Source organism: Kribbella sp. NPDC056861 (genome assembly GCF_040687575.1).
Lineage (GTDB): Bacteria > Actinomycetota > Actinomycetes > Propionibacteriales > Kribbellaceae > Kribbella.
Genome location: NZ_JBFBNQ010000003.1, coordinates 435,320 through 456,490 on the forward strand (window position 1 = coordinate 435,320; position 21,171 = coordinate 456,490).

Below are 21,171 nucleotides of genomic sequence, written 5' to 3' on the forward strand. Positions count from 1 at the left end.
GAGGTCGCCGAGATGCCGCAGGTGCTGCTCGAGATCGAAGCTGGGTCACCGAGAAGGGTCGCGAGCTCGCCCTCTACACCTGGGAACACCTCGGCTGAGCGCTAAGGTGGAGCTTCCCAGTCGGCGAAACCCACCCTCACGACGGGCGCCGGCGGACCACAGGGCACACTCAGCACGCCTCACTTAGGTCTACAAGGTGACCTGCAGGTAGGCTTTGCTGACGCTCTCTTTAAGTTTGGATGGTCCACTGTGGGTTCCGTTATCAAGAAGCGCCGTAAGCGTATGGCGAAGAAGAAGCACCGCAAGCTGCTGAAGAAGACGCGGGTGCAGCGCCGCAAGCTCGGCAAGTAGCAGTTCCCGCCGCCCTGTTCTCAGGGTGGCGTCGATGGAGTTGCTGTCTGGCTGGGGGTACTCGTGGCACAGGTAGTAATGGTTACCGGCGTCTCCCGGGACGCCGGTGCTCGTTGTGCCCGCCGCCTGGCAGCTGATCCCGGTATCGACACCGTGATCGGCATCGATGTCGTCCCACCACGGGCCGAACTCGGTCGGGTCCGGTTCGTCCGGGCAGACATCCGCAACCCCGTCATCGCGAAGGTCATCGCCGGTGAGGACGTCGACACGGTCGTCCACACGGGCGTCGTGGCGACCCCTGGCAGCGCCGGGGGACGGTCGTCGATGAAGGAAATCAACGTCATCGGCACCATGCAACTGCTCGCCGCGTGTCAGAAGGCGCCCGGTGTGCGCAAGCTCGTGGTCAAGTCGTCGACCACGGTGTACGGCGCCGGTCCCCGCGACCCCGCGATGTTCACCGAGGAGATGGCCCCCCGGGCGATCCACCAGACCGGGTTGAGCAAGGACGCGGTCGAGGTCGAGGGGTACGTGCGCGGCTTCGCCCGGCGCCGCCCCGACGTCTGCGTCAGCACCCTGCGGATGGCCAACTGGATCGGCCCGCAGACCGACTCCCCGATCACCCGGTACTTCGCGATGCCGGTGGTGCCGACCGTTTTCGGCTTCGACGCCCGGCTGCAGTTCCTGCACGAGGACGACGGCGTCGAGGCGATCCACCACGCGACGGTCAACGACCTGCCCGGCACCTTCAACCTGGCCGGCGACGGAGTGCTCTCACTGTCCCAGGCGATCCGCCGGCTCGGCCGGCCCGCTTTCCGGCTGCCGTCGTTCACAGCAGCCAGTACTGCGGCCGTCGTGCGCCGCGCGCGACTGGCTGACTTCTCGCCGGACCAGATCACCTTCCTGACCTACGGGCGCGCGGTGGACACCACCCGGATGCGCAGCGAGTTCGCCTTCGAACCGGAGTACACGACGGCCGGCGCCTTCGACGACTTCCGCGCCCACCTGGGCGCCGGGGCGGTCACTCAAGCCTCGCGCCTGCTGACCGCCGGACTGGGGGCACTGCGTGGCTGACGCCGACGTCATCCCGATCGGATCGGGAGGCCGCCCGGGCCGTGGCAGCGGACGCCGTACCACTCCGTCCTCGGCCGCGCGCGCACTCGCGGGGCCCGATGCGGCCAAGAACAGAGCCGAACGGACCGAGCGAGCCCGGGCCGCGCAGGCCCGCGCGGCTGCCAAGCCTGCCGCAGCCGAAGCCGGTCCGGAGAAGGCAAAAAGCAAGAGCCGAATCGGTAAGAGCAAAACAAGCAAGGCAGGGCTGCCCGCTGACAGTGCGCCTTCGGTCGAGTCGTTGCCGCTGGACACCTCGGACCTCGACGGACCAACGATTGTTCCCGACCTCGAGCCCAGCGATTCCAGTGAACCCAGTGGCGTCGAGGTCGGGGAGAGCTCGGCGCTGCGCGACTTCGCGGCGTTCGAGAAGATGGTGCGGGAGACGCTCGGGGTCGACGGGGAGCGGAAGGTCGCCGAGTTCCTGGCGTTCCTGCGCCGGCGGCTGACCGGGGACTACGAGGTCGACGAGTTCGGCTACGACTCCGACCTGACCGACCAGGTGCTGCTGAGCAGCCTGCGGCCGCTCGCGGAGAAGTGGTTCCGGGTCGAGGTGCGCGGGATCGAGAACATCCCCGACACCGGCAGCGCGCTGATCGTCGCGAACCACTCCGGCACGATGCCGATCGACGGCCTGATCACCCAGCTGATCGTCGCCGACCACACCAACCGGCCGCTGCGCACGCTCGCGGCCGACCTGGTCTTCAAGACCCCGTTCGTCGGCGAACTGGCCCGCAAGGGCGGCGCGACGATGGCGAGCAACGACGATGCCGAGCGGCTGCTGCGCCAGGGCAACCTGGTCGGCGTCTGGCCGGAGGGCTTCAAGGGTCTCGGCAAACCGTTCAGCGAGCGCTACAAACTCCAGCGCTTCGGCCGCGGCGGCTTCGTCAGCGCGGCCATGCGGACCGGCGTACCGATCATCCCGTGCTCGATCGTCGGCGCCGAGGAGATCTACCCCCTGGTCGGCAACATGGCGTCGCTGGCCCGGCTGGTCGGCGTCCCGTACATCCCGGTCACCCCGTTCTTCCCGCTGCTCGGGCCGCTCGGCATGATCCCGCTGCCGTCGAAGTGGCTGATCGAGTTCGGCGAGCCGATCCGTACCGACGAGTTCGCCGACGGCGCCGCCGACGACCCGATGCTGGTCTTCAACGTCACCGACCAGGTCCGCGAAACCATCCAGCAGACCCTCTACACCCTCCTGATGCAACGCCGCAGCGTCTTCTTCTGACCACTTTGTAGTACAGCCCTCGGTCAGCCGGGTGTCCTACGGCAGACGAAGAGCCCGGCTCCTCCTCAGGAAACCGGGCTCTTCGGTAGTACGCGGAAGGGTTACTTCCAGGGTGGCAACAGAGTCTGGAGCACGCCCGGCAGGTTGATCGTCGGGAGTGGCAGGCTCAGGGTCGGGAAGGGCCAGGGCCAGCTGGGCGTGCCGGGGGTCGGCAGCGTGGGGACGGTCGGTCCCGACGGTGTCGTGCTCGGCTTGCTCGACGGGCGGGGCGGCGTCTTCAGGTCGGTGGGGACGGTGGTCGGCTGCTCGACGATGGTGGTGTCCACCGTCTCGCTCGGCGGGGCCACGCTGGCCGTGCTGCTCGGCTTGGCCGACGGGGCGACCGCCGACGGCTTGCGGGTCGGCGTGGTGTTGCCCTTGATCGGCGTACTCGGCTCGGTGCCGGGGTTGACCGCCGGCGGCGGACCCGCGTTCCTGGCCGGTTTGGGCTTCTCGCACTTCGGGCAGGCCGCAGCGCTCTGCTGGGCCAGGTCCTCGATCGTCGCCAACGCCTCGACGGCCGGCTTGAGCGACTCCGGGGGCAGCTTGGGCGCTAGCTCACCGATGGCCTGGCGGGCGCTGGTGATGAACGCGGTGACTGCCGTGATGGAGGCCGGATCGCCGTCCTGCACGTACGACGCGATCAGCCGGGTGATGCCCTTGCGGGACTGGGCGGCGAACTCGGCGAGCGTGCTGTTGATGGTGGCCACGTCGCCACCGTTGTTCACCAGCGCCCTGATCTCGGACAACCGGGTCTCGGCGTGGTCGAGCTCGCGCCGGCCCCGGGAACCGTCCCCGACGCTGACGTTGGTCGAGACGTTCTCGATCCCACGCTTCATCCCGTAGAGCGCGTCGCCTGGCATCGCCTGCTGAGCGGCGGCGGCAGAACCGATGCCACCTCCGAGCAGAACCAGTGCGGCGGTACTGGCCAGCAGCCGGATACGCCGGCCTTGACGATGGCGGATATCTGTCACGGACGCGTCGTCGTCCTCGCGCGGAGGCGGTTCGTCCGAGCTGTCCGGGACGCTGGGTACCACGGTCGGAGTCGTTGTCGCGGCTCGCGCCGCGGCCTGCTCGAGGAGGCGGTGCCTCAGCTCGGCAGCGAACTCCGGTCGCGGTGTCACTGCGCCGGCGGTCCTCAGCCGTCCGACCAGCTCCACAGCTTCCATCAGCTCAGGGTCATCGCTCAGTCGCGAAGAGTGACGGGGCCCGTGATCGACGGCGTGCGCGAAGGTCTCCGCGCGCGCTCGAGCCCTGTGTAGGTCACTCATGAGTTCTCGTTCTCCTCAATGGCCGATCGGGGTCACCGAAAGGTCCTCACACAGGCAAACGAGGAAACTCCCTGACGGGTTACGAAAGACATTCGTTGTCATCCTCCTCACCTCAAGTCCTTGGGGATAACCTTCGCCAAGTGCCGGACGGCCCTCAGTTGCAGTTGCTTGACGGCGCCCTCGGATTTCTCCAGCGCCTTGGCCGTCTCCGCGATCGACAGACCGGCGAAGAATCGCATCGTCAGGCAGTCGCGCTGCTCCTCGGGCAGCGCGGCGACGGCGTCCCGCAGTACCTCGGCGGTGGCCGCGGCCAGCACGTCCACCTCCGGGCCCTCGGTCTGCCGGTCGTGCGTCTCGATCTCGTCGGTGACCACCTCGAGCCGGACCCGTCCCGACTTGTAGTGGTCGGTGATCAGGTTCCGGGCGATCGTCACCAGCCAGGCACCGAAGTCCCGGCCCTGCCAGCGGAACGAGTCCAGCGCGCGCAGCGCCCGGACGAACGTCTCACTGGTCAGGTCCTCCGCGAGTGCCGATGACGACACCCGGGCGTAGATGTAGCGATACACGGTCAGCGAGTACTCGTCGTACAGCTCGCCGAACGCACCGACGTCCCCTGCCTGGGCGCGATCGACGAGCTCTGCGCGTCTCATCCCGTCCGGGCTTGGCTCCGGCGTCGTCAAGTTCTCTCCCCGTTCAACTGACACGTCTGCGTCTGACACGCCCACGAATGACACGTTCTTGCAAGACACTGCCGCGGATGGCCACAGCGGCTGAGACAGCACCGAGCGTTACGCCTAGAGCACCCGCTGTCAACAGCACGCGGCGTGCCGCCTTCTGTCCGGACCGGTAATCGCGGACCCGCCAGCCGGCCACCGCGGCGTGCCGGCGGAGCCTGGAATCGGGGTTGACCGCGCAGGGGTGGCCCACCAACTCGAGCATCGGCAGATCGTTGACCGAATCCGAGTAGGCCGCACAATCGGCCAGGTGAAGCCCCTCGTGCGCCGCCAGCGCGCGGACCGCCTCCGCCTTCGCCGGACCGTGCAGGATATCGCCGACCAGACGGCCTGTATAGACCCCGTCCCGCGCTTCTGCAATCGTTCCCAGTGCACCGGTCAGACCGAGCCGGCGGGCCAGCAGGCGGGCCACCTCGACCGGCGCCGCGGTCACCAGCCAGACCCGCTCGCCGGCGTCCAGGTGCTGCTGGGCCAGGGCTTTGGTGCCCGGCCAGATCTTGTCCGCCATCAGCTCGTCGAAGATCTCCTCGACCAGGATCTGTACTTCGGACACCCGGTGGCCGGCGATGAAGTCCAGCGCCGACGAGCGCGCCTCGGCGACCGACTCGGGCGTCTCGCCCTGCAGCCGGAAGCGCAGCTGGGCGACCGCCTTGGCGGCGATCTCCCGGCCGGTGAAGAACCTGCGCCGGTACAGACCCCGGGCCAGGTGGAACACCGAGGCGCCCTGCAGCATCGTGTTGTCCACGTCGAAGAACGCGGCGGCATGAGTCACCGGCGGTGTCCGCAGCGCCGCCTCGAGCTCGGCGGCGGCCGCACTGGCCTCACCGGCCAGCACCGACCGGGCGCGCAGATCACGCGTCGTTGGTCGAGTCACAGACAGACCCTAGCGGTCTCGTGACAGACTCGCCTGGTGAACTTCAACTTCGCGGATGTTCTTCGTGACACAGCGCAACGTCACGGCGAACGTCCGGCGCTGGTCGACGGGGACCGGCGGCTGACCTGGAGCCAGCTCGACGCGGCCGTGGACGCGGCTGCCCGGGGCTACTCGGCGGCGGGTCTGGTGCCGGGGTACCGGGTGGTGCTCGTGCTGGCCAACAGCATCGAGTTCGTCACCTCCTACCTGGGATGTCTTCGCGCCGGGCTGGTCGCCGTACCGCTCAACACCGGCCTGACCAAGGGCGAGATCGGGAACGTGATCGCGCACTCCGGCGCCCGGCTCGCGGTCGTCGACGGCGACCTCGCGGACAAGGTCGACGGGGTCCGGGTGGTCCGGGCCGGCGAGCTCGGCGGTGACGCTCCGCTTACGCCGCAGACCGACCCGGAGGCCCTCGCGGTCCTGCTCTACACGTCCGGGACCAGCGGGGATCCGCGGGCAGCGATGCTGACCCACCGCGCGCTCGGCGCCAATGTGCGCAATCTCGCCGACCTCGGCGAGGACCGGATGGGGCCCGAGGACGTGGTGCTCGGCGTCCTGCCGATGTTCCACGCGTTCGGCCTCAACGCGGTGCTCGGCTGGGCCGTCGCGACCGGGGCGCAGCTGGTCATCGAGGCGCGGTTCGACTCCACCGCCACCATCGACCTGATCCGCCGGTACGCCGTGACGCGGTTGCCGCTCGCGCCGCCGGCCCTGAACGCGTTCATCGCCCGGCCCGACCTGCGGGAGGCGCTGGCCACCGTCAAGGTGGTGCTGACCGGCGCCTCGACCCTGGATCGCGGGCTCGCGGACCGGTTCGAGCAGGCCAGCGGGTTGTTCGTGCACCAGGGCTACGGGCTGACCGAGGCCTCGCCCGGTGTCACCACCACGCTCGGCGAGCACGACCCGAAGCCTGGCTCCGTCGGCCGGCCGCTGCCGCACGTGGACCTGCGGATCGCCGACGAGCAGGGGGAGGACGTCGAGGGCGACGACCCGGGCGAGATCCTGATCCGCGGCAAGAACCTGTTCTCCGGCTACTGGCCGGACGGTGTCGACGGCCCGGACGACGAGGGCTGGTACCGCACCGGCGACGTCGGTTTCCTGGATGCCGACGGCGACCTGTTCCTGGTCGACCGGCTCCGTGAGCTGATCATCGTGTCCGGCTTCAACGTGTTCCCGAGCGAGGTCGAGGAGGTTCTCGTCCAGGCTCCCGGGGTCCGCGAGGCGGCCGTCATCGGTGTGCCGTCCGACGACACCGGCGAGGCGGTCAAGGCGTTCGTCGTACCGAAGACCGGCGCCGCCGTGGATCCGGCCGAGGTGCTCGAGTACGCCGCCACCCGGCTGGCCCGGTTCAAGTGCCCGGTCGAGCTCGACGTGGTGGACAACCTGCCGCACTCGGTCACCGGCAAGGTGGCGAAGGGCCGGCTGCGCGAGGCGGACCGGTGAGCGATCGGGTCACCCTCTACGGCAAGCCCGGTTGTCACCTGTGTGACGACGCCCGGGTGATCGTCAGCCAGGTCTGCGCCGAGCTCGGCGTCACCTGGAGCGAGATCGACATCACTCAGGACAGCCAACTGCTCGCGGAGTACGGCGAACAGATCCCGGTCACCTTCGTCGACGGCGCCCAGCACGACTTCTGGCGAGTGGACCCGGTCAGGCTGAAGAGGGCCTTGACAAGTTAGTGGTCTTGGCCACGTGCCACGTTCTCGATTTTGTTCTCACGTTCACAAGCTCCTAGAGTGGGGTAGTCGCCAGCCGTGAGGCGGTGACTCGCGAACCACCTTTTTCCAGGAGAATTGTGACGCCTGCCCGCAGCCGTCGCCCCGGCGCGCCGACGAGAACCGAACGCGGCATTCCCGAGGCCACTGTCGCGCGCTTGCCGGTGTACCTGCGGGCCCTGACCGCCTTGTCGGACAGTGGCATCGCCACCGCGTCGAGCGAGGATCTCGCGACCGCCGCCGGCGTCAACTCGGCGAAGCTCCGCAAGGACCTGTCGTACCTCGGCTCCTACGGCACCCGCGGCGTCGGCTACGACGTCGAGTACCTGCGCTACCAGATCGCCCGCGAGATCGGCGTCACCCAGGACTGGGCGGTCGTCATCGTCGGGATCGGAAACCTGGGCCACGCGCTGGCCAACTACTCCGGCTTCGGCACCCGCGGCTTCCGGATCGTCGCGCTGCTGGACGCCGACGAGAACCTGGTCGGCGAGCGGATCGGCGACATGATCGTGCGCGACTTCGCCGAGCTGGAGGAGATCGTCGCCTCCGACCGGGTCTCGATCGGCGTCATCACCACCCCGGCCGGCCCGGCCCAGGAGGTCTGCGACCGGCTGGTCGCCGCGGGCGTGACGAGCATCCTGAACTTCGCGCCGGTGGTGCTGTCCGTGCCCGCCGGCGTCGACATCCGCAAGGTGGACCTCTCGATCGAGTTGCAGATCCTGGCGTACCACGAACAACGAAAGTCCGGAGAGGCGGCGCTCCCCGAGGTGCCCGAACTGCCAGCGATGAACGGTGTCGTCACAGACCTGCCCAGCGTGGGTGGAGGTGTCGGCCTGTGAGTTACCTCGTGGTCGGTATCTCGCACCGCTCGGCCGACATCTCCGTGCTGGAGCGGGTCGCGCTCGACCAGGACGCGGCCACCAAGCTGGCGCTCGCGGTGCAGCACACTCCCGCGGTCTCCGAGTCGGCCGTGCTGGCCACCTGCAACCGCACCGAGGTCTACGCCAACGTCGACCGCTTCCACGCCGGGATGGACGAGGTCACCTCGATCCTGTCCGAGATCACCGGCGTCCCGCTGCTGGACCTGGCCGAGCACCTCTACGTGCATTTCGAGGAAGGCGCCGTCGCGCACCTGTTCCAGGTGTCGGTCGGGCTCGACTCGATGATCGTCGGCGAGAGCCAGATCCTCGGTCAGGTGAAGGAGTCGCTGCGCGTCGGCCAGGACCTGGAGACGATCGGCACCGGCCTGAACGCCCTGTACCAGCACGCGTTGCGGGTCGGTAAGCGCGCTCGCGCCGAGACCGGGATCGACTCGGCCGGCCGCTCGGTGGTCTCCGCCGGACTCGACGCGGTGGGCGGCTACGAAGGCCGCCGCGCGCTCGTCGTCGGCGCCGGCTCGATGGCCTCGCTGGCCGCGCAGACTTTGCTCGCCGGTGGCGCCGCGAGCGTCACCATCGCGAACCGCAACTACGACCGTGCGGTCGCCCTGGCCGACCGGATCGGCGGTACTGCGATCCGCCTGGCCGAGGTGCCGGCCGCGCTGGCCGAGGCAGACCTGGTCGTCTCGTGCACCGGCGCGCGCGGCGTAGTACTGACTGAAGACATGATCCGGAACGCGACCGACGGGCGACCGTTCGGCGTACTGGATGTCGCGCTGCCCAGGGACGTCGCTCCCGCCGCCGCCCGGATCCCGGGCGTGACGCTGGTGACGCTGGCCGACCTCGCCGGTACCGCGGGTGGCACCGAGCACGACATCGACGAAGTACGGCGGATCGTCGGCGAGGAGACGGGTGCCTTCGAGGCCACCCGTCGCGCCGCCTCCGTGACGCCGACCGTGGTCGCGCTGCGGGCGATGGCCAGCGAGATGGTCGACGCCGAGCTGGCCCGGCTGGACCGCCGGCTGCCCGGGCTCGACGACGTGCAGCGCGGCGAGGTGGCCCGGACCATCCGCCGGGTGGTCGACAAGGTGCTGCACACCCCGACTGTGCGAGTGAAGGAACTGGCCGCCGATCCCGGCGGCCCGACGTACGCCGATGCGCTGCGCGAGCTGTTCGCGCTCGACCCGGCCACCGTCGACGCGGTCACCGCCCCCACGGCGAAGACCTCCCACGAGACCACCGCCATCGCGGCGCAGACCACTGGAGGTGACCCCGCGTGATCCGGCTCGGTACCCGCAGGTCAGCGCTCGCAACGGCCCAGGCGAACCATGTCGCCGACCGGCTGCGCGCCCAAGGACACGAGGTCGAACTCGTCCTCATCACCACGACGGGCGACGTGAACCGCGCGCCGCTCGAGCAGATCGGCGGCACCGGCGTCTTCGTCAGCGCGCTGCGGGACGCGCTGCTCACGAACGAGATCGACATCGCGGTGCACTCGCTCAAGGACCTGCCGACCGCGCCGCAGCCGGGGCTGACCCTCGGCGCGATCCCGCAGCGCGAGGATCCCCGCGACGTACTGGTCGCCCGTGACGGGCTGAGCCTCGGCGAGCTGCAGACCGGCGCGCTGGTCGGCACCGGGTCGCCGCGCCGGGTGGCGCAGCTCGAGGCACTCGGACTGGGCCTGGAGCTGACCGGGATCCGCGGCAACGTGGACACCCGGATCGCGATGGTCACCGAGGGCAAATTGGACGCGGTGGTGCTCGCAAGGGCAGGGTTGGCCAGGTTGGGCCGGCTGTCGGAGGTGACCGAGACGCTGGATCCGATCCAGATCCTGCCGGCACCGGGACAAGGTGCTCTGGGCATCGAATGCCGCGACGACGACGACGCGGTACTCAAGGCCCTAGCCCCGCTGGACGATTCCGCGGTGCGGGTGGCGGTGACGGCCGAACGGCAGATGCTGGCCACGCTCGAGGCAGGGTGCACGGCTCCGGTCGGCGCGCTCGCCGAGGTGGTCGAAGGTGAGGACGGGCCGGAGCTGTGGCTCCGGGGAGCGCTGGGCCAGGAGGGCGGCGTACGGCGGCTGTCGGCGAACGGGCCGGTGGACGACCCACACGCTCTGGGTAGCGCACTCGCGAACGAGTTGCTGGAGCAGACATGACACCGGCACGGGGCACGACGCAGGCGAGCACGAGCACTGGTACGAGCACGAAGACGAGCAGCACAAGGGCAAAGGCGACAGCAGACGTGAGCAGCGCGAAGACAGCGGCCACCCCGGCACCCCAGAAGGTGCCGGCCAAGATCGCCGCCAGCACCACGACCGCCAAGCAGACCAGGCCACTGGGCCACGTCACGTTCGTCGGTGTCGGCCCTGGTGACCCGTCACTGCTGACCCTGGCCGGCCGGGACGTGTTGGCGACCGCCGACGCCGTTGTGGTCGAGGGTCCGCAGCACGACGCGTTCCTGGCCTACTGCCCCGAGGGTGTCGAGATCATCGACGGCTCCGGGGCCGAGGGCAGCCGGGCGCTCCGGGTGGCCGCGCGCGCCCGCCTGGTGGTCAAGACCGCCAAGGCCTCGGCGAACGTGGTCCGCCTGCTCTCCGGCGACCCGTTCACCTTCTCCAGTGGCGCCGAGGAGGCTGCCGCCTGCCGCAAGGCCGGGATCAGCTTCAACGTGGTGCCGGGGGTCAGCGAGGTCAGCGCCGTACCGGCGTACGCGGGGATCCCGCTGACGATGAAGAGCGACCGGGAGGTCACGGTCCTCGACCTGGCCGAGTCCAAGCTCGACTTCGGCAAGCTGCACCCGAAGCAGACGCTGGTACTGCTGAACGCCACCGAGGTGCTCAAGGAGACAGTCGCCGCGCTGACCGACGCCGGCTTCGACGCCGGTACGCCGGTCGCCGCGACCATCGGCGGTACGACGACCGCGCAGGCCAGCGTGGTCGGCACCCTCGGCACCATCGTGGCCGACCTGCGGGCCGCCAAGCTGGTCGGCGAGGCCGTGATCGTGGTCGGCTCCGTGGTCGAGCAGCGCGAGTCGCTGTCCTGGTTCGAGACCAAGCCGCTGTTCGGCTGGCGGATCCTGGTGCCGCGCACCAAGGACCAGGCCGGCCCGCTGATGGACCGGCTGCGCCGCTACGGCGCGATGCCGGAAGAGGTGCCGACCATCTCGGTCGAGCCGCCGCGCAACCCGCAGCAGATGGACAAGGCCATCCGTGGCCTGGTCGAGGGCCGCTACGAGTGGGTCGCCTTCACTTCGGTGAACGCGGTCAAGGCGGTCCGGGAGAAGTTCGACGAGTACGGCCTGGACGCGCGGGCGTTCTCCGGCCTGAAGATCGCCGCCGTCGGCGAGAAGACCGCCGAGTCGATCGCCGCCTGGGGCATCCGCCCGGACCTGCTGCCCTCGGGTGAGCAGTCCGCCGCCGGCCTGGTCGAGGACTGGCCGCCGTTCGACGAGGTGCTCGACCCGATCAACCGGGTCTTCCTGCCGCGCGCCGACATCGCCACCGAGACGCTGGTCGCCGGTCTGACGGATCTCGGCTGGGAGGTCGACGACGTCACGGCGTACCGGACCGTCCGGGCCGCCCCGCCGCCCGCGCCGACCCGCGAGGCGATCAAGTCGGGCAAGTTCGACGCGGTCGTCTTCACCTCGTCCTCGACCGTGCGCAACCTGGTCGGCATCGCCGGCAAGCCGCACGCGTCGACGGTGATCGCGGTGATCGGCCCGGCCACCCTGAAGACGGCCGAGGAGCACGGTCTGCGGGTGGACGCGATGGCCGAGGCCCCCTCGGCCGAGGAGCTCGCGGACGCGCTGGCCCGGTTCGGCGCGGACCGTCGTGACACCATGGTCGAGGCGGGGGAGCCCGTCACCCGTCCGTCCGAGCGGCGCTCGGGATCGCGTAGGAAGAGCTAGCACCGTGTCTGATTTCCCGGGTGTGAGGCCGCGGCGGCTCCGGTCGTCCGCGGCGATGCGTCGACTGGTCGCCGAGACGACCATCGAGCCACGGCAGCTGATCCTGCCGATGTTCATCCGGGAAGGCGCCCACGAACCGATCGCGATCGGCTCGATGCCAGGCGTCTACCAGCACACCCGCGACACAGCTCGCAAGGCCGTGGCCGAGGCTGCTCAGCTGGGTCTCGGCGGCGTGATGCTCTTCGGGGTGCCTACCTCGAAGGATGCTGTGGGCTCGGGTGCGCTCGATCCCGACGGCATTCTGAACGTGGCGATCCGGGACGCGGTGTCCGAGGCCGGCGACGAACTGCTGGTGATGTCTGATCTGTGCCTGGACGAGTTCACGGATCACGGGCATTGCGGCGTACTGGATGGTGCCGGCCGGGTCGACAACGACGCGACGCTGGCTGTTTATGCGGAGATGGGCGTCGCGCAGGCTTCGGCCGGCGCGCATGTCGTCGGACCGTCCGGGATGATGGACGGCCAGGTCGGCGCTGTGCGTACCGCGCTGGACGGGGCCGGCTTCCAGGAGACGGTCATCATGGCGTACTCCGCGAAGTACGCGTCGGCGTTCTTCGGTCCTTTCCGCGAGGCTGTCGACTCGTCGCTGCAGGGTGATCGGAAGACCTACCAGCAGGACCCGTCGAATGCGCGGGAGGCGATCCGCGAGGTCGACCTCGATCTCGCTGAGGGCGCCGACATGGTGATGGTGAAGCCGGCGCTTGCCTACCTCGACATCATCCGCCAGGTCCGCGACCACGTGAACGTGCCGGTTGCGGCGTACAACGTGTCGGGTGAATACGCGATGGTCGAGGCCGCGGCCGCGAACGGGTGGATCGACCGTGAGCGGGCGATCCTGGAAACGCTGACGGCGATCCGTCGGGCCGGTGCGGACACGATCCTGACCTACTGGGCAGCCGAAGCGGTCCATCTGCTCAGGTAGCGCATACCCGTTTTTCTGGGTTGTCGGATGTGACGTTTCCTCTTGTGGATAAGGGAAAACTCGGCCGGTTGCTGTCGGTGCGATCGTCTAGCCTTTGAGGTATGGACGACCGTGCGGCGGTGTTGATGAGCGGCAGCGAACTGCTGTCCGCCTACGACGCCCTGCACGAAGAACTCGAAGAACTCAAGGCCCGCCAGGCCCATATCCTCAACCGGCTCGACCAGATCGGGTATGCCGCCGAGGTCGGCGCCCACGACACCGCCCGGCTGTTGACCCACCGATACCGTCTCGATCCCACCGAGGCCCACCGCCGCGTCCACTTCGCCACCCGCCTCCATAAGCACCCTTTGGTTGCCGCCGCCCTCGCCACCGGTGACAGCGACGATGTGGTGCTGCACATGGGCCAGGCCGAAGCAATCGTCTCCGCCCTCGACAAAATCCCCGCCCGAGCCAACGTCGCCATCGAAGACCTCGCCGAAGCCGAACTCCGCATGGTCGAAGCCAGCGAACACCTGTCACCGTCCGGGCTGCGCACACTCGGCGTCCAGGTCCGCAACCTCCTCGACACCGACGGCCCAGAACCCCGCGAAGACGCCGCCCGGCGCCGCGAAGAACTCTGGACCAAGAAAACCGACGACGGCGGCATCCGCTTCGGCGGCTTCTACGCCGCCGAGAACGCCGAAGCCCTGGAAACAGTCCTCCAGACCGGCGCGAAACCCCACAACACCGACGACGGAGACCCAGACCCGAGGTCCCGCGGGAAACGCCAGGCCGACGCGTTGATGGACGTCCTGTCCATCGCCCTCAACACCGGCGACCTCCCAGCCCGCGGCAGCATCAAACCCCACATCACCGTCACGATCGACCTCAACGACCTCCTCGAGGCCGGCAAACACGCCACCGGCGACCTCGCCTTCGGCGACGGCCTCTCCGCCGCCGCAGTCCGCCGCCTCGCCTGCGACGCCGGCATCATCCCCATCGTCCTCGGCTCAACCGGCCAGCCCCTCGACGTCGGCCGCGAACACCGCCTCGTCACCCCCGCCATCCGCAACGCACTCAACGTCCGCGACCGAGGCTGCGTCGTCTGCCACGCCCCACCCATCTACTGCGACGCCCACCACATCACCAGCTGGGCCGAAGGCGGCGACACCAGCCTCACCAACATGGTCCTGCTCTGCCGCGTCGACCACACCTCCCTGCACCAGGGCCACTGGACGGTCGCGATCGAGGACGATCAGGTGAAGGTCACCCCGCCTGCCTGGGCGAACCGTCCTTCTGGCAGGCATCGAAAACCAGCTACGTCCAGCCCTGCTGCCCCCGCACTCTTCGCGGCGACAGACGCTGACACCTGTCCACCACCCGCAAAGCCGACCGCCACTGCAACCGCCCGCCACTTATCTGCGGATGCGGCGACCAATGCCACCGGTGCTTCACCCACCTCAACCAGCACCGACCCAGCCCCACCCACCACCGCCACCGCCGGTACCGACCCAACTCCATCGGCCACCGCCGGGCGACGGCGAGCTCAAGGAGGGCTCGGAGATCCCGGTTTTGACCCAGCACCACCCACACCCACCCGCCACTGGCCGCACACCAACGACGTCACCTGGATCACCCCCGAAGAAGCCGCCACCTACGACCCCTGGCCCGACACCGCCTGACCTACCCGGCAGTGCGCCTCACCGATGCCAATTAGGCGAGGTCGGGGACAACCACTGCCTGTTGTCCCGCACGGCCATCTGTCGGCGGTTCGCCCCCGGCAGGTCCCGGACAGCCGCTGCCTGTTGTCTGCTGCTTCGCTCGCTGCACGACGCTTCCCGCGCACGGCCACCTGTCGGCGGTCGTCCCTGGGCAGGTCTCGGACAACCATCGCCTGTCGTCGCACACGGCCACCTGTCGGCGGTTCGCCCCCTGCAACTCCCGGACAGCCGCTGCCTGTTGTCTGCTGCTTCGCTCGCTGCACGACGCTTCCCGCGCACGGCCACCTGTCGGCGGTCGCCCCTGGGCAGGTCTCGGACAACCACTGCCTGTCGTCGCACATGGCCACCGCCAGCGGTCACCCCTGGGCAGGACCCAGACGGCCGCTGCCTGTCGCCGCGAACGGCCGGGCTTTGGCGGTCGTCCCCGGGCAGGTCCCGGACGTCTGGATACCGGAAACGGCTTGCTCGGAACCCGCAGCGCTGCGTGAACGACCGAGGGGCGGGCCGGCTAAGGGACGGCGGGCCGGGACTACGACTTGGGGACGGCGGGCCGGGACTGCGACCGGGCAGCCTGGAGTTCCACTGGCTGGCGGCTGGCGGCTGGCGGCTGGCGGTTGGCGGCTGCGGCTGGCGGCTGGTGGAGATCGGAGGGTGGAGATCGGCGATCGGAGGGCGGCGTACCGGCTGCTTTGGTGATCGGGTTGAAAGGTCGAATAGCGGGTTCAGGGGCCGTCGATCGCCGGGTGCTGGCGGCCGGCGTACCCGGGCTTGCAGTTGGCACCGGCCATCGGGCTGGCCCGGCAGGGGTGCGAGTGCGGGCCTGCCGCAGTACGTGGGTGCGGAGCGCGGCCGGACCGGTCGACCGGTTGCCGCCAGTCCGGCGCTGCGTCGGGATGGACGGCTTCAACCGGGTACGGCGGTGCTGGCCTGGCCTGGCGTGGAGGGGAGCCCCGGGGCGCTAGGCAGGCTGTGCGACTCCGGCCGAGGTGCGCGTGCATCTGATGGTTGCTGCTAGCAACTTTCTGTCGCGTGATGCTCGTCAGCCCCAGCCCCAGCCCCAGCCCCAGCCCCAGCCCCAGCCCCAGCCCCAGCCCCAGCCCCAGCCCCAGCCCCAGCCCCAGCCCCAGCCCCAGCCCAAGCCCAAGCCCCAGCCCAAGCCCCAGCCCCGAGCCTCAGCCCCCAGCCCCAGCCCCAGCCTCAGCCCCCAGCCCCAGCCCCCAGCCCCAGCCCCGGCCTCAGCCCCCAGCCCCAGCCCCGGCCCCGGCCCCGGCCTCGAGCCTCAGCCCCCAGCCCCAGCCCCGCCCCGGCCCGGCCCTCAGCCCCGCCCCGGTGCCGCCGCGCCGCGCACCAACAATCCGCTGGAGTGCTCGCCCAGCGACAGTTGCCGAGGCGCGGCGAGTGTGGTGACTCGCCCAAGCCGTCGGCCGTTCCTGAGATGCCCCGCGGATGCCGAGCGCTGAAGCTTGCAGAGCACCAGCCCAGCCAACCACCCATCGACGCGGGAGCGGGAAGAAGTGGGACCACCCGGAGGGCAGCGGCGGAGGAGCTGACCCGCTGGGCGCGCGGCGGGAGTAGCTCGCCCGGCGACCGCCGACTTGGTGCTTTCGGCAACGGTTCGCGACGGTGTCGTAAATCGGCGGTGCCGATCTCCGCCAGTGGGAACGCCTTCCGCTGGGGGATGGGTTTGATCAAACTCGGACCACCCGAACGCCGCTGCGGCCGAGCTCATCCGGACGCGGCCGGCGCACCGCAGGTCGGCCGATCGTCGACCCCGCCCCCCAAGGAGCAGTTGTGAATCGAAGCAAAACCAGGTTGGCCGCCACCGGCGGTCTCCTTGCTGCTGGGCTGGTGATGACGCCTGTCTTCGCCGCCAACGCGGATCAGACTCCTCTTGGCGTCGCCCCCGAGTCGAGTTCCTTGGCTGCCGACGAGCAGGCGGATGCCTCGAAGAGTGCCTCCGCGCTGGGGCTGGCCGCGGGTGAGAAGTTGACCGTGAAGTCGGTCATCGAGGATGCGGATGGCAGCACGCACGTGCGGTACCAGCGCACGCTCGACGGGCTGCGCGTGATCGGTGGTGACCTGGTCGCTCACAAGGACACGAAGGGTGCGGTCACCGAGGTCACCTACAACCTCGGCCGCAAGGGCATCGCCCCGGCATCGCGGACTCCGAAGGTCACCAAGGCCGCGGCGCAGGCCAAGGGGCTCGCTACGGCACAGGCGACCAAGGACGAGAAGTCTGCCGGGAGCGAGTTGGTTGTGCTCGTCACCGACCAGGGTCCCAAGCTCGCGTACGACGTACTGACCACCGGTATTCGGGCCAACCAGGTTCCGACCCGGCTGCACACGTTCGTCGACGCCGGCACGGGTGCCGTGCTGCTGACCGATGACGAGATCAAGACCGGTACCGGCAACGGCATCTTCGTCGGCAACGTCAACATCGAGACCAGCGCCAAGGCGGGCGGCGGTTTCGAGATGAAGGATGCGCTGGGCAACACCGCCACCGACGTGCACAACCAGGGCGACCCGAACACGGGTGAGGGCCCGGTCGGCGACCTCTTCACCGACGCCGACGACAAGTGGGGCACCGGGGCACAGTCCGACCGTGCGTCCGCTGCCGTCGATGCGCTCTACGGTGCGCAGAAGACGTTCGAGTACTACAAGACGCAACTCGGCCGCAACGGCATCTGGAACGACGGCCGCGGCGCCCGCTCGCGGGTCCACTTCGCCAACGCGATGGTGAACGCGTTCTGGGACGGCACGCAGATGTCGTACGGCGACGGCGCGAACAACGCCGCTCCGCTCACCGAGATCGACGTCGCCGCGCACGAGATGAGCCACGGCGTCACCGAGAACACCGCGGGACTCGTCTACAGCGGTGAAGCCGGCGGTCTCAACGAGGCGAACTCCGACATCTTCGGTACCGCGGTTGAGTTCTACGTGAACAACCCCAACGACGTGCCGGACTACTTCATCGGCGAAGAGATCAACATCAACGGCAACGGCTCGCCACTGCGGTACATGGACAAGCCGAGCAAGGACGGCGCCTCGAAGGACTGCTGGTCCTCGACGCTCGGTTCCCTCGACCCGCACTACTCCTCGGGTCCGCTCAACCACTGGTACTTCATGCTCTCCGAGGGCTCGGGCGCCCGGACGGTCAACGGGGTCAGCTACAACTCGCCGACCTGCTCCGGCGCCGCGGCGGTGACCGGCATCGGTCACGCGAAGGCCGAGAAGATCTGGTACCGCACGCTGGCGACTTACCTCACTTCGTCGAGCAAGTACTCCAACGCCCGGACCGGCGCGATCAAGTCCGCCAAGGACCTGTACGGCCAGGGCTCGGCCGAGTGCCTCGCGGTCGAGAAGGCGTTCACGGCCATCGCGGTCGCGGCGACGACCGAAACCTGTGGCACGGTCAACCCGGAGCCCGGCACCCCGACGGTCACCAACCCCGGCGCCCAGACGAGCACGGTCGGTACCGCTGACACGCTGCAACTCGCTGCGAGCGGCGGCACCACGCCGTACTCGTGGACGGTGACGGGTCTCCCGGCCGGCCTCACGGTCAACGCCTCCACGGGTCTGATCTCCGGTACTCCGACCGCCGCGGCGACCTCCAACGTGACGGCGAAGGTCACTGACTCCGCGGGCAAGACGGCCAGCGTCTCGTTCTCGTGGGTCGTCTCCACCGGCGGCGGTGGCGGGACGTGCACCGGCGCGCTCAGCTACACCGGCAGCCTCAGCGCGGGCGGCAGCAAGACGTTCCCTGCCTTCAGCGACTCCGACGCGGGTCAGCTCAAGGTCTGCCTCGACGGGCCGACCGGCAGCGACTTCGACGTCTACCTGCAGAAGCTGTCCGGCTTCACCTGGGTGACGGTTGCCCAAGGCATCACCCCGAACCCGGACGAGTCGTTCACCTACAACAACACGGCGGGCAACTACCGCCTGGTGGTGAAGGCCGACTCCGGATCGGGCGCGTTCAAGGCGTCCGTGGCGGAGTGATCGCAGGATCGGCAGAACCGGTTCGGGCGCGACGCGTCTGAGCTGACAGCACCTCCTCGAGCCCGAAGCGCTCGAGGAGGTGCTGCCGTACCCGAGCCAGCTCCAGCGCCTGCGCAGTGTCAAAGGCGGCGCGGTGCCAGAGCCCGCGCAGCGTCAGATCCAGCCTCGACGGCTTGCCTGGATAGCCAGCTGGAATCGGCTGTGAGCGCCGAGCACCTCTTCGAGCCGGGCGATCCGCCGGCCGACCGTGCGAGCGCTCACCCCCAGGTCGCGGGCGATCGCCTCATCGGTGAGACCGGCTGCCAGATACGACAGCAACTGCTGCTCACCCGAGCCCGGACCATCCAACGCGTCCACCACCTGGGACTCCGCCGACAGCGGCACACCCATCTGCCAGAAGACGTCGAAGAGGCCGACCAAGGAGTCGAGCAGGCCGGACTGGTGGACGATGATGAGCGACCGCCGAGTGCCTTGCTGGCCCGGAACCGACAACAGCGCACGCTTGTCGTCGAACAGCATCAGGTTGAGCGGCACCTGGGCGAAGACACGCGCCTGCTCACCGACCGCGATGCACTGGTGAACCGCGGCGAGTCCTTTGAAGTCCTCGAGCACCGATACGCCGTACAGGGCACGGGCTCGTACGCCGCGTTCCATCGCCGCGAAGAATCCGACCGCCACGCCCGGCCGCGGGATCTCCATCCCGGTCTGGGCCTTCCGCGGCGAGACGGGGCCGATGCACAGACCGTCGACGGTCGAGGTGGTGTCGTCCATCAGCTTGGCCTCGGCCACCGCGCACCGCGCCTCGTCGGTGATCACCTCCACGAAGCTCGAACGGTCGCCGGCTTCGCTCCAGATGTCAGCGAAGACCGAGGCGATCTGGCGAGTGGCGTCAGCGGCCCTCGCATGCTCAGCCGCCACCTGCTCCAACGGAAGCCGCGGCGCAACTGCCTCGATCCCTGCGTCGGTCACTTCGAGCAGCCCGATGGCCGCCAGCGCCTTGACCTCCTCCGCGGCGACGGCTTGATCGACGCCAGCACGCTCGGCCAGGACCTCCAGGCTCGTCCTTCCGCCCACGACCGCGGCCCGGTAGAGCGGCTCCGCGACAGCTGAGAGGAAAGGTGCTGAAGGCAATTCCATCTTGCCGTCTTACCACTTCCTCAGCCGTCGACGCGAGCATGAGAACCCTTAACCTGCCAAGGGATCGCCTCGCTGTCACCAGGCCCGCACTTGCCGTCACCGCAGGATCGTCAGGTGTGTGGTCAGGTTGCGGCGGGTGGCCAGGTGGAGGATGGCGACGGTGGTCAGCACCGTCAGGGTGGCGTCGGTGAGCGCGACGCCCCACGGGAGATCAGCGGCTGTTTCGTCGGAGGAGAGGCCGCCGGTGTAGGCGGCTGAGGCGGCGAAGGCGATGACGTTGTTCATGATGTGGAGCGCGAGGGCCGCTTCGATGCCGCCGGTGCGGATGGTCAGCCAGCCGGCGGAGAGGCCGAAGACGGTGAGGGTGGCGAAACCGTACGGCGTACCCCAGCCGTGGGCTGCTGCGAAGAGGAGCGCCTGCGGGATGACCACCAGGACTGGCGAGCGGAGGAAGCTGCCGGTTGCCTGGAGCAACCAGCCGCGGAAGACGTACTCCTCGGCGGCGGCCTGGAAGGGGACCAGGCAGATGACCATCGCGACGCCGGCGAGGAAGGTGCCCCAGCCGACCCAGGGGGTGTTCTCCGGGTCGATGATGAAGGAGGCGGCGAGGAGCAGAGTCGTCGGTACTGCGGCGATGGCGAGGCAGGTGCGCAGCCAGGGGAGGCGGAGGTGGCCGACTACCGAGGAGAGCGAGCCCCGGCGGCGCTTCTGGATCCAGCGGGCGGCCAGGGCGGTGGCGGGCAGCGCTGCGGCGGTGACGATGAGGAGCAGTGCGGTGTCGGGGATCTCGCCGAACTGCGGCCAGCCGTCGGCGTCGAGCGGTACGTCGAGGAGGGCTGCGACGGCTGATGCGGCACCGATGATCAGCAGGCCGCCGATCAGAGCCAGGCCGAGCAAGACGAAGGTGCCGACGATCGGACGCCACCAGTTGTGCCGGCCGATGACGCGCGCGAGGCGGTGGTAGGGGATGGGCTCGGCAGGTGGCCGGTCCGCAGACCCGGCGGGCTGCGCGGCCGGCCAGCCGGAGGACGCGGTTGGCGCCGGGATCGGGCGGTCCGGGGAGGCGACGGTGTCCGCGGTCGGCTGGTGCGGGGGCTGTGTCGTCTGCTCGATTGTCATGTCTCAAGCTTGTCGACGACCGGCCGCCAGGGCGTCAGCCTGGAGCACGACAGGTCCCTCTATCGCTGGGTAGAGACCCTATGCTCGGC

Annotated in this window: 17 protein-coding genes; 12 read left to right on the forward strand and 5 right to left on the reverse strand. The window is 69.5% G+C overall.

The features are described from left to right. The first annotated feature begins 249 nt into the window (after positions 1 to 249). The 3 genes from AB0P21_RS15860 (at position 250) to AB0P21_RS15870 (ending at position 2,686) form a co-directional block, all read left to right on the forward strand. Positions 250 to 351, forward strand: coding sequence for an AURKAIP1/COX24 domain-containing protein (locus AB0P21_RS15860; RefSeq protein ID WP_008356322.1), 102 nt, complete (start codon positions 250 to 252; stop codon positions 349 to 351). 63 nt (positions 352 to 414) lie between these two features. Beyond that, positions 415 to 1,422: an NAD-dependent epimerase/dehydratase family protein gene (locus tag AB0P21_RS15865; RefSeq protein WP_363697217.1), complete on the forward strand. Its 1,008-nt coding sequence runs from the start codon at positions 415 to 417 to the stop codon at positions 1,420 to 1,422. Then, positions 1,415 to 2,686 carry a lysophospholipid acyltransferase family protein gene (locus AB0P21_RS15870; protein ID WP_363697219.1) on the forward strand — a complete coding sequence of 424 codons (1,272 nt, stop codon included), beginning with the start codon at positions 1,415 to 1,417 and terminating at the stop codon, positions 2,684 to 2,686. The genes AB0P21_RS15865 and AB0P21_RS15870 overlap by 8 nt, the downstream gene beginning before the upstream one ends. A gap of 101 nt (positions 2,687 to 2,787) precedes the next feature. On the opposite strand, the gene AB0P21_RS15875 is transcribed toward AB0P21_RS15870, so the two are convergent. From AB0P21_RS15875 to AB0P21_RS15885, 3 genes are all read right to left on the reverse strand, one after another. After that, on the reverse strand, positions 2,788 to 3,894 hold the full coding sequence (locus AB0P21_RS15875; protein ID WP_363697221.1) for a DUF5667 domain-containing protein: 1,107 nt from the start codon (positions 3,892 to 3,894) through the stop codon (positions 2,788 to 2,790). 209 nt (positions 3,895 to 4,103) lie between these two features. Continuing rightward, complete coding sequence (locus tag AB0P21_RS15880) at positions 4,104 to 4,646, reverse strand: sigma-70 family RNA polymerase sigma factor (protein WP_020388025.1); 543 nt, start codon at positions 4,644 to 4,646, stop codon at positions 4,104 to 4,106. Between the two features lie 43 nt (positions 4,647 to 4,689). Then, positions 4,690 to 5,604: an HAD-IB family hydrolase gene (locus AB0P21_RS15885; protein WP_363697223.1), complete on the reverse strand. Its 915-nt coding sequence runs from the start codon at positions 5,602 to 5,604 to the stop codon at positions 4,690 to 4,692. A 36-nt stretch (positions 5,605 to 5,640) separates the two neighbouring features. Between AB0P21_RS15885 and AB0P21_RS15890 the strand changes: the two genes are divergently transcribed. The 9 genes from AB0P21_RS15890 (at position 5,641) to AB0P21_RS15930 (ending at position 18,826) form a co-directional block, all read left to right on the forward strand. Continuing rightward, positions 5,641 to 7,089, forward strand: a complete 1,449-nt coding sequence (locus AB0P21_RS15890) for an AMP-binding protein (protein WP_363697224.1) — start codon at positions 5,641 to 5,643, stop codon at positions 7,087 to 7,089. Next, positions 7,086 to 7,325 (forward strand): glutaredoxin family protein, encoded by a 240-nt coding sequence (locus AB0P21_RS15895; protein ID WP_363697225.1) that lies wholly within the window; start codon positions 7,086 to 7,088, stop codon positions 7,323 to 7,325. The genes AB0P21_RS15890 and AB0P21_RS15895 overlap by 4 nt, the downstream gene beginning before the upstream one ends. A gap of 116 nt (positions 7,326 to 7,441) precedes the next feature. After that, positions 7,442 to 8,200 carry a redox-sensing transcriptional repressor Rex gene (locus AB0P21_RS15900; protein WP_363697227.1) on the forward strand — a complete coding sequence of 253 codons (759 nt, stop codon included), beginning with the start codon at positions 7,442 to 7,444 and terminating at the stop codon, positions 8,198 to 8,200. Continuing rightward, on the forward strand, positions 8,197 to 9,519 hold the full coding sequence (locus AB0P21_RS15905) for a glutamyl-tRNA reductase (RefSeq protein ID WP_363697229.1): 1,323 nt from the start codon (positions 8,197 to 8,199) through the stop codon (positions 9,517 to 9,519). Before AB0P21_RS15900 ends, AB0P21_RS15905 begins: the two co-directional genes overlap by 4 nt. Further along, positions 9,516 to 10,397 (forward strand): hydroxymethylbilane synthase, encoded by an 882-nt coding sequence (gene hemC, locus AB0P21_RS15910; RefSeq protein ID WP_363697230.1) that lies wholly within the window; start codon positions 9,516 to 9,518, stop codon positions 10,395 to 10,397. Before AB0P21_RS15905 ends, hemC begins: the two co-directional genes overlap by 4 nt. Positions 10,398 to 10,483: 86 nt before the next feature. After that, entirely contained in the window at positions 10,484 to 12,148 is a 1,665-nt protein-coding gene (locus tag AB0P21_RS15915; protein WP_363697231.1) for a uroporphyrinogen-III synthase, read from the forward strand. A gap of 4 nt (positions 12,149 to 12,152) precedes the next feature. Beyond that, positions 12,153 to 13,130, forward strand: a complete 978-nt coding sequence (hemB, locus tag AB0P21_RS15920) for a porphobilinogen synthase (RefSeq protein ID WP_363697233.1) — start codon at positions 12,153 to 12,155, stop codon at positions 13,128 to 13,130. Between the two features lie 101 nt (positions 13,131 to 13,231). Continuing rightward, on the forward strand, positions 13,232 to 14,791 hold the full coding sequence (locus AB0P21_RS15925) for a DUF222 domain-containing protein (RefSeq protein WP_363697234.1): 1,560 nt from the start codon (positions 13,232 to 13,234) through the stop codon (positions 14,789 to 14,791). A gap of 1,830 nt (positions 14,792 to 16,621) precedes the next feature. Continuing rightward, a complete protein-coding gene (locus AB0P21_RS15930; protein ID WP_363697236.1) occupies positions 16,622 to 18,826 on the forward strand; it encodes a M4 family metallopeptidase in 2,205 nt (734 codons plus the stop codon). A gap of 153 nt (positions 18,827 to 18,979) precedes the next feature. Here AB0P21_RS15930 and AB0P21_RS15935 read toward each other — a convergent pair whose 3' ends face one another. Together AB0P21_RS15935 and AB0P21_RS15940 are read right to left on the reverse strand one after the other, a co-directional pair. Continuing rightward, positions 18,980 to 19,963, reverse strand: coding sequence for a helix-turn-helix transcriptional regulator (locus AB0P21_RS15935; protein ID WP_363697238.1), 984 nt, complete (start codon positions 19,961 to 19,963; stop codon positions 18,980 to 18,982). A 96-nt stretch (positions 19,964 to 20,059) separates the two neighbouring features. After that, positions 20,060 to 21,082, reverse strand: coding sequence for a CPBP family intramembrane glutamic endopeptidase (locus tag AB0P21_RS15940; RefSeq protein ID WP_363697240.1), 1,023 nt, complete (start codon positions 21,080 to 21,082; stop codon positions 20,060 to 20,062). Positions 21,083 to 21,171 lie beyond the last annotated feature (89 nt).